The following is a 13,968-nucleotide window of genomic DNA, read 5'->3' on the forward strand; positions in this document are numbered from 1 at the left end:
CCCTATTCTCAAGCTCTAACATGGTTCCACCATTGGTGCAGCGTCAAAAAAGTATAACTTGCTAAATCTCGTAACACACCATTATTTTAATTCAAAAATCAAACTTAATCCCCTGAGCCAAAGGCAAGGTTTTCCCATAATTGATGGTATTGGTTTGGCGACGCATGTAGGCTTTCCATGCATCTGAGCCACTTTCTCGGCCACCGCCGGTTTCTTTTTCACCACCAAAAGCTCCGCCAATTTCAGCTCCAGAGGTCCCGATATTTACGTTGGCAATTCCGCAGTCTGAGCCTGCATTCGACAAAAACCACTCTGATTCTTGCATATTGTTGGTAAAAATAGCAGATGAAAGTCCTTGAGGTACAGCATTTTGGAGAGTGATGGCTTCTTCTAGTGTTTCATAACCTATAACATACAAAATTGGTGCAAAGGTCTCATTACAAACCACTTCCATTTGTTCTTTTACTTCAATTATCGTGGGTTCCACATAACATTTGCCTAAATTGCTTAAAAGATTTCCACCATATTTTAGTTCGCCACCATTGTTTAAGGCACTGGTGATGGCATTGAGGTACATCTCTACAGCCGCTTCATCTATCAATGGCCCAATGTGGTTCTCTTTGTTCAGTGGATCACCAATTTTCATTTGGCCATAAGCCGAAACCAAACTTTCTACCAACCTGTCTTTCAAAGAGTTATGTACAATTAGTCGCCTCGTAGAAGTACATCTTTGTCCAGCAGTACCCACTGCACCAAAAACAATGGCTGGTATGGCCAGTTTCAAATCGGCATTTTCGGTAACGATAATGGCATTGTTTCCACCCAATTCCAACAAACTTTTGCCTAATCTGGCCGCTACATTTTGTGCAACAGCTTTGCCCATTCTTGTACTACCTGTCGCCGAAACCAAAGCAACTCTGGGGTCTTTCGACATCAGTTCACCAATGCCCCTATCACCCACTATCAAGCAGGAAACTCCCTCAGGTACTTGATTATTTTTCAGAACATCAGCAATAATATTTTGACAAGCAATTCCCGAAAGTGGTGCCTTTTCAGATGGTTTCCAAACACAAACGTCGCCACATACCCAAGCCAACAATGCATTCCACGACCAAACCGCCACAGGGAAGTTGAATGCTGAAATAATGCCCACAATGCCTATCGGATGCCATTGCTCATACATGCGGTGTTGCGGTCGCTCCGAGTGCATGGTGAGTCCATACAATTGACGAGATAAACCTACTGCAAAATCACAAATATCTATAATCTCTTGTACTTCGCCCAAGCCTTCCTGAAGACTTTTGCCCATTTCATAACTCACCAAACGCCCCAAATCATCTTTGTGTTTGCGAAAAGCATCACCCATTTGCCTTACGATTTCTCCTCTTTTGGGAGCTGGAATAGTTTTCCAAACCAAAAAAGCCTCCTCTGCTTTGCTCAAAACGATTTCAAAATCTTCCGCACTTCCCAGATTTGTACTGGCTATCAAGGAATCATTGGTAGGAGAAATCGAATCAATCTGCTCACCTTTCCCTTCCCAAAAATCTAAGCCTGTGGAAATACCTTTGTTTAATTTATCAATGCCTAAGCGGAGCAATACTTCTTTCATTTGTTGACTGATGTTAATTCACAAATTTATTAATTATTCTTTTATTTTGCTCTTTATAATTATTAGGTTTGAAAAACTAAATTCTTTTACAATGCTAATAACCTATATCCTTGCACTTTATTCGATTTTTTACCCTGTCAAAAACATCTCCGACCCACCTTTATGGGGTTTTTATGCCCACAGCCTTATCAACAGACTTGCAGTTTATAGTTTGCCAAATGAAATGCTGGGATTCTTTAAGCAAAACATTGATTATGTGACAGATAATGCCGTAAACCCCGATCAAAGACGCTACGCCGTGGTGGGTGAGGCACCTAGGCATTATATAGATTTAGACGATTATCCAGATTCGTTAAAAGCCGTTTTACCCAAAATGAATTGGAAACAAGCGGTTGAAAAATTCACAGAAGACTCACTTCTTGCCCATGGAATTGTGCCTTGGCAAATCCAAAGAATGAAGTTTCAACTTACACAAGCTTTTATGCAAAGAAATCAAAAGGATATTCTGAGAATTGCCACAGACCTTGGACATTATATTGCAGACTCCAACGTACCTTTGCACACCACAAGAAACTATAACGGACAATTAACCAACCAGTTAGGCATCCATGGATTTTGGGAATCTAGACTTCCCGAACTTTACAGCAAGGATTATGATTTGTTTATTGGTAAAGCCGAATATGAGAGTAATATACAAGAAAGGTCTTGGTCGTCGGTTTTGAATGCCAATGCCGCTTTGGATTCGGTCTTGCGTTTCGAAAAAATATTGAGCATAAAAATAGAAGAAGATAAAAAATTTACCATTGAGGAAAGAAACGGCCAGACGATTAAAACATATTCGCGAAATTTCTCTAAAGAATATCACAAGATGCTTGATAATCAAGTAGAAAGACAAATGAAAGCCTCGGTAAAAATGATATCCGATATTTGGTTTACGGCTTGGGTAGATGCCGGTCAACCAGATTTAAGTACATTTCCCAAACTAGAAATTGACTCAAAAGAAGAACAAGAAATAATGAAATCGTGGTTGCAGCGTTTACTGAATGTACGAAAAGAAGCCGATAATTGATTTTGAAAACTATTTACATTTTTTTTATTCTATTTTTTGTTCAAAATTCACTTTTTGGTCAATATCTTTTTGCTTTAGGCAGAAAAAACTCCACCATAAAAAATACTGATTTTGAGGTTATTGGTGTCAGAAATTCTACAAAAAACAGTTCAAAGTATTTTGGTGAATTATATGTAAACGAAAGACAAAAACAAAAAGTGGGTTTTGAAATCGGTATCGAAAAAAGCATTGAAAACTATTATAAATCGTATAATTTAGGTTCTAAAAAAGTTAAAGTTCTAGTCAATATTACCCACCTCAACATTTCGGAGGATTTGAATAACAACAAACAAATTTCGGGAAATATTAAATATGATATTGAGGGCTTTTTCATTAATGACAACGACACTACAAAATTTTGCAACTCCCGAAATTCTGCAAAATATACCCGCACTTTGCAAGCATCGATGCTGCCGAATGTTGAAAAACAAATCATTGAAGCTATTGATAGTGGTCTCAAATTTATGATTGGATACATAAAAAATTCTAAATCCAATTTGGAGGCATTTGCTACAGAATCTAGGGTAATTATTCGTCCATTTTACTCCCAACCAAATGCAGATACTGTTTACTATCAACAAAGAAAAGTAAATTGGTCAGATTTTGAGGGGCCAATAAGAAATAATAATCACTACGGAGCTGCCATTTTTACGAGTTTTGCTTTTGATAGTAAAGTGACCGTGGAAAATAATATTATCATAGCTGAAATTACCCCAAAAGTATATACCGATAAAAATATGTCTTGGGCCAAACCTGGAATTAAAACGCCATATGCTTTGTCACATGAGCAACTTCATTTTGACATTTGCTATTTGAATACTTTGAAATTTCTAGAAAAAATCAAGACATTTAAAGAAGATACAAGAGACGATTTGATCAGTAGGATTCAATATGAATATCTCGAATTCTATAAAAAAACACACAAGATGCAAACAGAATACGACGAAGAAACCAACCACAGTTTGGTAAAAGACAAACAAAAAGAATGGGAGGACAAAATCAAATCGGCCATCAGAGAATTTGATTTGCTCAAAATCTTCAATTAATCGTTATTTTTGGAAAAAAAAATCTCCTTATGCTCCAAGTAGCAGTTGCTGTTTTATATTTTATTAATAAAGTTTTGCTCAGTCTTGAGAAAAAATCAGGTTGGCAAATCGGCATTTTAGCATCTTGCCTCGCAATTTTCTATTTTTATAGTTTGGATTTATACCTCTTAGTAGGTCTGGAAGTTGGATTTATGGCGATTTTGATATTTGGCTTAATAAACCATAACCAAGAAATAAAATATGAGAATATGCTATATTTGGTGATGATATTGTTGTTGGTATTTCTGTATTTTGTATTAAAAAACAGCACCATATTAGAATTCTTAATCTCTCTAGATTTTATTTTGGCAATTTTTTTCCTCGCAAAAAAGAAGGTCTTGATAGGATGGATTATCATGCTTTTGGGACATTTGATGATGGGGTATTTCACCTACACGAGCCACCAGACTTTTTTTGCCGTCATGCAGTTTTTATCTGTTTTTGTTTCGCTATTTGCGATATACAGAAATTGGCCAGTTAAAGCTCCATAATCTCAAATCTGTAGCCTTTTTTTGAAAAATGTTCTAAGTATTTGGGCAAAACATACTTCAGGTTTTTTTGGGCTTTTAAACTGTCGTGGAACAATACTATAGAGCCATTCCCAGTTTTTTTTATGGCATTTTCAAGACAACGACCTTCGTTAAAATTGGCATCATAGTCTTTGGTTAAAACACTCCACATCCATATTTTATGTGTTTTCAGTATTTCACTTGCTTGTTTTCTTTTCAATTGTCCATAGGGTGGTCTGAATAAATTTGACTTTTCTTTTTTTATGGACACTATGCTGCTTTCACATAAATGGAAATTATCTAAATAAAGCTCAGTTTCAGTTTTCCAGCCTTTCAGATGATTTTGGGTATGATTAGCTACTGAATGGCCAAGATTGACTATTTTTTCGAAAATTTCGGGGTGTTTTAGAATGTTCTCGCCCACACAAAAAAAAGTGGCTTTTGCATTAAATAGGGCCAATTGTTCCAAAACCCATTCGGTAACTTCAGGAATTGGACCATCGTCAAAGGTCAAATAAATCTTCTTTTCGGTGGTTTTAATCCGCCAAATGTACTTAGGAAATAGTATTTCGAATAATCTTGTCATTTTAACTTTCTTCCTTTCCAATCATACGTCTTACCCATAAAAACAGCATTCAATCCAAAAAAAACCACATAAAATGGATAAATAATCTGAACCAAAGGTATAAAAACAATAGAACCTTTTTTCTTTAAAAAACTTAAAACCATTCCTAAAAAAATAATCTCTAAAGCCAACTTCAACGATAGGGCTAACCAAGCTCCAGAAAAAGCCAAATAAATAGAAAATGCATTTAATAGAAACACAAAAACTGCCAAAAGTTTTGGGATAATTGAATCATAATAAGTCCATTTACTCGCCCAACGTTTTCTTTGACTATAAAAAGACCACAAATCAGAACAGGCTTGGGTCTCCACAATGGCTTCTGACGAATTTGCAAAAACAATCGCATCTTTGAATTTTGTGTTTATTTTGTGCATTAAAAACTCATCATCCCCTGAAGCCAATTCTGTGTTTCCTTCATAACCATTAACCTCCAAAAATACACTTTTTCTGTAAGCAATATTGGCCCCACTACACATATTGGGCATTTTTATAAAAATAGAGACCGCGGCACTCCCAACCAAAGAGGCAAATTCTACTATTTGAATTTTCTCCCACAATCTTTCCCAAAAGCCAGTTTTCAACTCAAAAAAAGTTACAGGGCCAGAAATAAATTTCACCTTTTTATCTAAAAAAATACCACCATATTCTCGCAGCAGATTTTGGGACAAAACACAATCCCCGTCTGTGCAAAAAATCAAATCATGTTTAGCAATGGCCACTGCTTTGCTTATGGCGTTTTTTTTGGGAGCAAGTCCTCTTTCTGTGTTAGAAAGACTGAGAATACTCAAATCCAATCGACTCAAAAAAGCTTGGGCTATCTCAACAGTATTATCTTCAGAAGAATCGTCAATTAATAAGACCTCAAAATACTTATATTGTTGTTCAACCAAACTTTGAAGCAACCTGCCTATGTTCTTTGCTTCATTTCTAACAGGAATTAGGACAGAAAAACCTTTTTCTTGAATATTTGAATCTGCTTTGTTATCATATTTGTTCATGACCCAAATGATGATAAAAATAATCATCAGAAGACCGTAAGACAGTATGAATATTTCAGCCAACAGATTCATAATTTAGGTTTTATAAAAAATCCAATCAAAACAGGCAAAAAGATATTGATAAACCAAACCACAAATGTCACCACTAAAATTATTCTTACATCTACGTGATACATCCCAAAGAAATTAATACTCACAAATTCTCGAATGGTTAAATCTCCAAAAACATTGAGTCCGCCGCTTATTGTTTTTATCAATAACGTCAAATTTACACCAATAAAAATTATCAAAAAGGGCAACTGAATACCGAAACTGATATAAAACAACAAAAACTGAATATTAAAAACCATTGTACGAGCCAAAGACAGTAATAAGATGGTCATTCTTAACTTATTATCAAAGCCCAGTGTAGTTTTCGAAGAATTGATATAGGGTTTAAAAAAGCTCCATTTCCATAAAAAACTCCATGAAATTCGAAATTTAAAGACAAAAAACAGACCTAAAACAGTAGAAATTCCGAAAATCAAAACAGGAATAAAAAGGAAATTTTTGAATTTGTCTTCTGAAATTAACCACCAGAATAAGATGGATAAAAATCCAAAAAATAAAGTTGAGTAAGTTTGACAAATACTATTAAATAGATTAGAGCCCATAGCCGCTGTTTTATTTTCCTTTTTAAAACTCAAACTTCTGCCTAAAAAATCGCCAATCATTAAAGGTGTTAAAAGACCTAATTTTAGGCCTTTTAATACATCAATAGTTGATTCTCTGAAGTTTTTTGGTTCAAGGTGATTGGCCAATAAAAACCATTTAAATACCTCGAAAAAATAATTAAGAAATAGCAAAGCCACTGCTGCCAAAAAATAAACTAAATTGCTACTTAAAGTATTTAATAAGGCGGCGAATAGTGCCGTTTCGATTTTCAAATCGGATATTTGCCAAAATAAAAGTAGCAATACGGCCACCAAGAGTAGTAATTTCAACACTTGATTGGGTTTTAATCGAAACACAGCGGACTTTTTACTTTTTATATCAAAAATCAATATTGAGAAAATTTGGAAACAAAATTAACTGAAAAAATCATACTTGGTGTTGATCCAGGAACAAGGATAATGGGCTATGGGATCATTTCGGTGAAGGGATCTCAACTTTCCATTATTCAATATGGCGTCCTGAGATTAGAAAAATTGGGATCTCATGAACTGAAACTTAAGCGGATTTTCGAACGCATCACACAGCTCATTATTGAATATTTACCAGATGAGATGGCCATTGAGGCTCCCTTTTATGGAGAAAACGTACAATCTATGCTCAAACTTGGTCGTGCACAAGGTGTTGCAATGGCTGCTGCGTTGGCCAAAGACATCAATATAGTGGAGTATTTGCCAAAAAAAGTAAAACAGAGTGTAACAGGTAATGGCAACGCTTCCAAAGAACAAGTGGCTTACATGCTAGAAAAACTATTTAATCAGACCTTAGAAAAGAAAACTTTAGATGCCACGGATGCTCTTGCGGTAGCAGTTTGTCATTATATGCATGCCAAAACCAAAGCTTTAACGGGCAACAATTCTAAAAAAAGTGGTTGGTCGGCTTTTTTGTCTGAAAATCCAGAACGGCTGAAGAAATAGCTAGCTATTAAAATAATCGAATCCAAATCTGCCATTTTAAGTTTTTGAGATTTTTAGAAAAGGTTTTGAAAGATTCTATTTTGGTGCTTATTTCCTGGAAATCGCTTTTTTTAGAAAAACACAAAAAAAATGAAAATAAAATACAATTAGTAACCTATTATATTTCAATTATTTAAGAAAAATGCCGAATTTTTATTGTCAAAAACAAGTATTATTTTCAATCTAAGTTTTGCTAGTAAAAAAAAAGGGTCTATATTTGCAAACCTTTTCGGAGAGACGGAGAGATGGGTGAGTGGCTGAAACCACCAGTTTGCTAAACTGACGTACTGGTAACGGTACCGCGGGTTCGAATCCCGCTCTCTCCGCTGATATTTTAAAGGCTTTTCGGGGTGTAGCGTAGCCCGGTCATCGCGTCTGCTTTGGGAGCAGAAGGTCGCAAGTTCGAATCTTGCCACCCCGACAAAAAAGCAGCAATTGCTGCTTTTTTAAATTAAAATGGTTTCGTTTTTATTTACTTCTAAAGAGTTTTTAAAAACTACCGAGATGGTTCCATAGCTCAGCTGGATAGAGCAACAGATTTCTAATCTGTGGGTCGCAGGTTCGAATCCTGCTGGGATCACAAAAGCTCAAACTTTGGTTTGAGCTTTTTTTGTTTTAAGGAAAATCAAAAAACAGCTGGTCATCCTTCCATCTATAATGACCCAGCGTAACGAATTTAATGTATTGATTTTAAAAGCCTTTATATGAAAAAAGCTGTCATCGACCTAGGTACCAATACTTTTCACCTAATGATATTTGAAGGTAAAAATATACTTTTCAAAACTTCTATTGCTTCTAAAATTGGACAAGGCGGTATTAATCAAGGCATAATTACAGAAGAAGGAATCCAAAGAGCATTGAATGTCCTAAATATTTTCAAGCAAAAGTTGATTGAGTTTGAGGTAAATACTGAAAATGTTTTTGCCTTTGGCACAAGTGCAATCAGAAATGCTAAAAATCAAAGTGAGCTTTTAGAAAGGGTAAAAAAAGAAACTGACATAAATATTACAGTAATTGATGGCGACAAGGAAGCTGAGCTCATATATAAAGGTGTTAGCCAGGCCGTAAAAGTTGATAAAAATGCTTTAATAGTAGACATAGGTGGTGGGAGCGTTGAGTTTATACTGTGCAATCCCGACAAAATTCTTTGGAAAAGGAGTTTTGAAATTGGTGGCCAAAGATTGATGGAGCGTTTCATGAAAAAAGACAAAATTTCTCACACAGAAATGAGCCGTTTGGATGAGTATCTTCGACAAGAACTACTATCGCTTACCAATGCCGTTCACCAATATCAGCCTGAAGTTTTAATTGGTTCTTCTGGTTCTTTTGACACATTGAACGACATGCTGTATTGGAAAAACACTGGTAGCTTCGCTCCTACTGACATCGTTGGTTTTGATTATCCAATTTCAGAATTTTGGAAGGCATTTGAGCAGTTGGCCTTTGCGAATCACGAAGAAAGAATGCAGATTGGTGGAATGATCCCACTCAGAGTAGATATGATTGTGGTGGCGGTTTGTTTGATAAAATTCGTTTTGCAAACTTATAATATTCAAGAAATTAAAATTTCTAATTATGCCTTGAAAGAAGGAGCTTTCCTAATGTGTTAATTTGGCAATAATTGATTTAGTTAATTAACTGTTCTTAAAATATTTACCATAATATATATTTAACATTTGTCGAATCAACACATTATCGAATTAATCAATTAACTAATTAATACATGCATAACAATTATCTATTTCTTAAACACTTGGCTTCTGAACTAAAAGTGAAACTTTTAGGCTCCGAATTGCTGTCGTGTTTTAGCCAAGAAAAAGATGAATTGATGTTGGGTTTCAGTACAAACGAGGCCGAAGTATTCTTAAAATGCACATTAAAGCCTGATTTTTCCTGCATAACGGTTCAAAATGAATTTGCTCGAGCTAGAAAAAATACGGTAAATCTTTGGAGTGAAATTTATGGATTAAAGGTAATTGATTTTTCTATTTTCGAAAATGAAAGGGCTTTAAAAATCTGCCTTGAGAATGATTATCTGCTAATTATCAAGTTATTTGGTAACCGACCCAACCTATTGGTATATAAAAACAATGAACAAATAGCTATTTTCAACAACTCCTTGCTTTCTGACAAATCACTTACGATATCAGATTTTAAAAAAAACGCTGATTTTAGCTTTGAAAACTTCCAAAACCTAGATGGAAACTACAGAAAAGTTTTTTTCACTTTTGGTAAAAATCTCTTTAATTATCTAGATGCTATCATAAAAGACTATTCTATTGATCAAAAATGGGATTTCATTCAGGATTTCTTGAAAAAACAAGAAAACCCCAAATTCCAAATTGGTTTATTCAATGACATTCCAAGTCTTTGTTTATTTCCTATTGCGGATTATAAATATGAGTTTACAAGTGCCATTGAAGCGGTAAACGCTTACTATTTATTTTACCAGAAAGAATTCAGCTTCTCTAATCAAAAACATCTGTTGCTAAATGCACTTGAAAAAGAAAAGCTAAAGATCGAAAACTATCTCCAAAACACACAGTCCAAACTAGAAATCCTAAAATCTGAACAATCAAAAGAAATCATAGCCAATATTTTGATGGCCAATTTACACCATTTAGAAGAAGGAATTTCTGAGGTTGAATTGCATAATTTTTATACGGATCAAAACATAACCATAAAGCTAAAAAAAGAACTTTCTCCTCAAAAAAACGCCGAAAATTATTACAGAAAAAGCAAAAACGAGCAGATTGAAGTAGAAACAATACAGAAAAACATTGATACAGCTTTTAATAAAATCATAGAAATAGAAGGTCAAATTGAAATCGTAAGGGCCGCTGAAAATTTTAAAGAACTCAAATCTTTTGTTAAAATTCAAAAGAAAGTTGCTGAAGAGATGGAAAGTCCTAAAAGTCTTTTTCGGGAATATATGTTTGAGGGAAATTTAATCTTAGTGGGAAAAAACTCCAAGAACAACGATACTTTGACATTAAAAAATGCCCAAAAAGAAGATTACTGGTTGCATGCGAGAGATTGTGCTGGTTCGCACGTGGTCATAAAACGTAAGAATAAGGAAACCCTCCCTAATCATGTTATAGAATTTGCTGCTAGCCTTGCTGCTTACTATTCAAAAAGGAAAAATGAGGCTGTTGTCCCCGTGATTTTTACCCAAAAAAAATTCGTTAGAAAAACAAAAGGCCTACCTGACGGCCAAGTAATTGTAGATAAAGAAAGTACAATTATGATAGAGCCCTATAAACCAGAAGTTTAGTTTTAATACCCCAAGTACATTCACAGGGTATATTTTACTTGCTCTTCGTTTTTGAGTTTTATGAATCTTTCGGATCGCCCTTTATTTTAATTCAAAATTATATAACATTTAAACATTGGCATTTTTGAGTTCAGAAGAGTTATTTGCTTTTAAAAGTCATTAACTTTTATAGAATTAAAATATATTTTTTCGAAAAGATTCAACGGGTTTTTCCAAATCCACTGGTAAGTTTTGATTAAAAATCATACGGTATAAAAATCAAGAAATATTCGAATAAAATCTCGAAATTATTCAAAAAACGTAAAAACCTTTCCATTTATCTAAAAAAATTTATGCCAGTTTAATCTTTCTGTATTACCTTTGTTCTTCGATAATCGAATCGAAACTCTCCAAAAAAAAATGCCAAAAAATTCTAGCATTAAATCAGTCCTAATCATCGGTTCAGGACCAATTGTTATAGGCCAAGCATGTGAATTTGACTACTCAGGGTCGCAAGCAGCAAGATCAATCAGACAAGAAGGAATAGAAGTTGCCTTGATTAATTCCAATCCAGCGACTATCATGACCGACCCAATGAACGCTGATTTTGTGTATTTAAAGCCGCTCGAAAAGAAATCTATCAAAGAAATTTTGATAAAACACCAAGAAATGGGTAGACCCATTACCCACGTTTTACCAACCATGGGTGGTCAAACAGCTCTAAATCTCGCCATTGATTGTGAAAATGCAGGTGTTTGGAAAAAATACGGTGTAGAAATCATCGGAGTGGATATCAAAGCCATCGAAACTACTGAGGATCGAGAGCTTTTTCGCCAAAAAATGATAGAAATCGGTGTGGGTGTTTGTAAAGGACGCACCGCTAAATCTTTCTTAGAAGGAAAAGAAATCGCCCAAGAAATCGGGTTTCCTCTCGTAATTCGTCCTTCATACACATTAGGTGGTACAGGTGGCGGTTTTGTAAATACACCAGAAGAATTTGATGCAGCCTTAAACCATGGCCTACATGCTTCTCCAGTCCATGAAGTATTGGTAGAGCAATCCATTTTAGGTTGGAAAGAATATGAATTAGAACTTTTGCGTGATCACAACCAAAACATTGTGATTATCTGTACGATAGAAAACTTCGACCCAATGGGTGTGCACACAGGTGACTCCATAACGGTAGCTCCAGCCATGACCTTGCCTGATACTATCTATCAGAAAATGCGTGACATGGCCATCAAGATGATGAACGCCATTGGTCAGTTTGCGGGAGGTTGTAATGTTCAGTTTTCATTGAATCCTGACACAGACGAAATCATCGCCATCGAAATCAACCCGCGTGTGAGCCGTTCGTCAGCCTTGGCTTCAAAAGCTACGGGTTATCCAATTGCTAAAATCGCTGCCAAAATGGCGATTGGCTACAATTTAGATGAGTTGATTAACCCGATAACAGGCTCAACATCAGCATTTTTCGAACCAGCTATCGACTACGTAATTGTAAAAGTTCCGAGATGGAATTTCGATAAATTCCCAGGCTGTGACCGTCGTTTGGGCTTACAGATGAAATCTGTGGGTGAAACTATGGGAATCGGACGTAATTTCCAAGAGGCTTTGCAAAAAGCTTGTCAGTCGCTTGAAATCAAAAGAAACGGATTGGGAGCTGACGGCAGAGAAGAAAGAGATCAAGAGAAATTGAAATACAGTTTGGCCAATCCATCGTGGGACAGACTTTTCCACGTTTATGATGCCTTTAAGGCAGGTTTGTCGTTCAAAACGATTCAGAATCTAACCAAAATAGATAAGTGGTTCTTGCACCAGATAGAGGAAATGATTCAACTGGAGCACAAAATCGAGACTTTCAGATTGGATTCTTTGCCAAAAGAGATCCTGTTAGACGCCAAACAAAAAGGCTATGCAGACAGACAGCTGGCTCATTTGCTTAGATGTAAAGAAAGCGAGGTGACTTCTAAGCGTAAAGGTATGGGCATCAACAGAGTTTTCAAATGTGTGGATACTTGTTCTGCTGAATTTGAAGCCAAAACACCTTACTTCTATTCTACCTTCTCAGCATCCGAAGAAAATCCTGAAAATGAGTCGATTGTATCTGATAGAAAGAAAATAGTTGTCTTAGGTTCTGGTCCTAACCGTATCGGACAAGGAATCGAATTTGATTACTCTTGTGTGCATGGAGTGTTGGCAGCCAAAGAAATGGGCTACGAAACCATCATGATCAACTGTAACCCAGAGACGGTTTCCACAGACCCAGATATTGCTGATAAACTATATTTTGAGCCAGTTTTCTGGGAGAATGTTTTCGATATCATCGAGCACGAAAAACCTGAAGGAGTAATTGTTCAGCTAGGTGGACAAACAGCCTTAAAAATGGCGGAGAAGTTCACCAAATATGGCATCAAAATCATCGGTACTTCATACGAAGCCCTCGATTTGGCCGAAGACAGAGGTCGTTTCTCTGAAAAATTGAGAGAATTAGACATTCCTTATCCGCCATTTGATACCGTAAGAACTGCAGATAGAGCAGTAGAAGTTTCTAAATCATTAGGCTTCCCACTTTTGGTTCGTCCAAGCTATGTATTGGGTGGCCAAAGTATGAAAATTGTCATCAATGAGACCGAACTGGAGCAACATGTGGTGAAAATCCTGAACGATATTCCTGATAACAATATTCTTTTGGATCATTTCCTCGAGAACGCCATAGAAGCAGAAGCCGACGCCATTTGCGACGGAACTGATGCTTACATCATCGGTATCATGGAGCATATCGAGCCTGCAGGTATTCACTCGGGCGACTCTTATGCGGTATTGCCAGCCTTTGATTTGAGCGAAAACGTCATCAAACAAATAGAAGAATATACCAAGCGTATCGCCATAGCCCTTGACACTAAAGGCCTGATAAACATACAGTTTGCCATCAAAGACGAGAAAGTGTATGTGATAGAAGCCAACCCAAGGGCCTCACGCACGGTGCCGTTTATATGCAAAGCCTACCAAGAGCCGTATGTAAACTACGCCACCAAAGTGATGTTGGGAGCCAAAGTGAAAGACTTTGATTTCAAACCAGTGAAAGAAGGTTACGCCATCAAAATACCGGTA

At 36.0% G+C, this 13,968-nt stretch carries 11 protein-coding genes and 3 tRNA genes; 10 read left to right on the plus strand and 4 right to left on the minus strand.

Features of this window, described 5'->3' with window-relative positions; translation table 11 throughout:
• Window positions 1–91: 91 nt before the first annotated feature.
• Complete coding sequence (locus EGI24_RS09505; RefSeq protein ID WP_255048146.1) at window positions 92–1,609, minus strand: aldehyde dehydrogenase family protein; 1,518 nt, start codon at window positions 1,607–1,609, stop codon at window positions 92–94.
• Between the two features lie 91 nt (window positions 1,610–1,700).
• On the opposite strand from EGI24_RS09505, the gene EGI24_RS09510 reads away from it, so the two are divergent.
• Genes EGI24_RS09510 through EGI24_RS09520 form a run of 3 tightly spaced genes read left to right on the plus strand, consistent with a single transcriptional unit; the run spans window position 1,701 to window position 4,293 of the window.
• On the plus strand, window positions 1,701–2,678 hold the full coding sequence (locus tag EGI24_RS09510; protein ID WP_255048147.1) for a zinc dependent phospholipase C family protein: 978 nt from the start codon (window positions 1,701–1,703) through the stop codon (window positions 2,676–2,678).
• A gap of 2 nt (window positions 2,679–2,680) precedes the next feature.
• Window positions 2,681–3,763 (plus strand): hypothetical protein, encoded by a 1,083-nt coding sequence (locus EGI24_RS09515; protein WP_255048148.1) that lies wholly within the window; start codon window positions 2,681–2,683, stop codon window positions 3,761–3,763.
• Window positions 3,764–3,792: 29 nt separating this feature from the next.
• A complete protein-coding gene (locus EGI24_RS09520) occupies window positions 3,793–4,293 on the plus strand; it encodes a nicotinamide mononucleotide transporter (RefSeq protein ID WP_255048149.1) in 501 nt (166 codons plus the stop codon).
• Here the strand turns inward: EGI24_RS09520 and EGI24_RS09525 are convergent.
• Genes EGI24_RS09525 through EGI24_RS09535 form a run of 3 tightly spaced genes read right to left on the minus strand, consistent with a single transcriptional unit; the run spans window position 4,280 to window position 6,917 of the window.
• Entirely contained in the window at window positions 4,280–4,897 is a 618-nt protein-coding gene (locus EGI24_RS09525) for a polysaccharide deacetylase family protein (RefSeq protein ID WP_255048150.1), read from the minus strand. The two genes, EGI24_RS09520 and EGI24_RS09525, sit on opposite strands and share 14 nt — an antisense overlap.
• Window positions 4,894–6,006: a glycosyltransferase gene (locus EGI24_RS09530; RefSeq protein WP_255048151.1), complete on the minus strand. Its 1,113-nt coding sequence runs from the start codon at window positions 6,004–6,006 to the stop codon at window positions 4,894–4,896. Before EGI24_RS09530 ends, EGI24_RS09525 begins: the two co-directional genes overlap by 4 nt.
• On the minus strand, window positions 6,003–6,917 hold the full coding sequence (locus tag EGI24_RS09535; protein ID WP_255048152.1) for a hypothetical protein: 915 nt from the start codon (window positions 6,915–6,917) through the stop codon (window positions 6,003–6,005). Before EGI24_RS09535 ends, EGI24_RS09530 begins: the two co-directional genes overlap by 4 nt.
• 72 nt (window positions 6,918–6,989) lie before the next feature.
• Between EGI24_RS09535 and ruvC the strand changes: the two genes are divergently transcribed.
• The 7 genes from ruvC to carB all read left to right on the plus strand — a co-directional run.
• A complete protein-coding gene (ruvC, locus tag EGI24_RS09540) occupies window positions 6,990–7,562 on the plus strand; it encodes a crossover junction endodeoxyribonuclease RuvC (RefSeq protein ID WP_255048153.1) in 573 nt (190 codons plus the stop codon).
• A 278-nt stretch (window positions 7,563–7,840) separates the two neighbouring features.
• A tRNA-Ser gene (locus EGI24_RS09545) sits at window positions 7,841–7,927 on the plus strand.
• Window positions 7,928–7,947: 20 nt separating this feature from the next.
• Window positions 7,948–8,022, plus strand: a tRNA-Pro gene (locus tag EGI24_RS09550).
• Between the two features lie 85 nt (window positions 8,023–8,107).
• Window positions 8,108–8,181, plus strand: a tRNA-Arg gene (locus EGI24_RS09555).
• A gap of 124 nt (window positions 8,182–8,305) precedes the next feature.
• Window positions 8,306–9,211 carry a phosphatase gene (locus tag EGI24_RS09560; RefSeq protein ID WP_255048154.1) on the plus strand — a complete coding sequence of 302 codons (906 nt, stop codon included), beginning with the start codon at window positions 8,306–8,308 and terminating at the stop codon, window positions 9,209–9,211.
• A gap of 113 nt (window positions 9,212–9,324) precedes the next feature.
• The gene (locus EGI24_RS09565; RefSeq protein ID WP_255048155.1) at window positions 9,325–10,875 is read left to right on the plus strand and encodes an NFACT RNA binding domain-containing protein; all 1,551 of its coding nucleotides are present in this window, start codon (window positions 9,325–9,327) and stop codon (window positions 10,873–10,875) included.
• A gap of 399 nt (window positions 10,876–11,274) precedes the next feature.
• On the plus strand, window positions 11,275–13,968 hold a 2,694-nt coding region (carB, locus tag EGI24_RS09570), incomplete at its 3' end, for a carbamoyl-phosphate synthase large subunit (protein ID WP_255048156.1).

The organism is Lacihabitans sp. CS3-21 (assembly GCF_024343675.1).
GTDB lineage: Bacteria > Bacteroidota > Bacteroidia > Cytophagales > Spirosomataceae > Leadbetterella.

What these genes read in the sequence shown, in the direction of transcription:
- EGI24_RS09505 (WP_255048146.1), bottom strand. Translation starts at nt 1,609, where the DNA reads ATGAAAGAAGTATTGCTCCGCTTAGGCATTGATAAATTAAACAAAGGT.
- EGI24_RS09510 (WP_255048147.1), top strand. Translation starts at nt 1,701, where the DNA reads ATGCTAATAACCTATATCCTTGCACTTTATTCGATTTTTTACCCTGTC.
- EGI24_RS09520 (WP_255048149.1), top strand. Translation starts at nt 3,793, where the DNA reads ATGCTCCAAGTAGCAGTTGCTGTTTTATATTTTATTAATAAAGTTTTG.
- EGI24_RS09525 (WP_255048150.1), bottom strand. Translation starts at nt 4,897, where the DNA reads ATGACAAGATTATTCGAAATACTATTTCCTAAGTACATTTGGCGGATT.
- EGI24_RS09530 (WP_255048151.1), bottom strand. Translation starts at nt 6,006, where the DNA reads ATGAATCTGTTGGCTGAAATATTCATACTGTCTTACGGTCTTCTGATG.
- EGI24_RS09560 (WP_255048154.1), top strand. Translation starts at nt 8,306, where the DNA reads ATGAAAAAAGCTGTCATCGACCTAGGTACCAATACTTTTCACCTAATG.
- EGI24_RS09565 (WP_255048155.1), top strand. Translation starts at nt 9,325, where the DNA reads ATGCATAACAATTATCTATTTCTTAAACACTTGGCTTCTGAACTAAAA.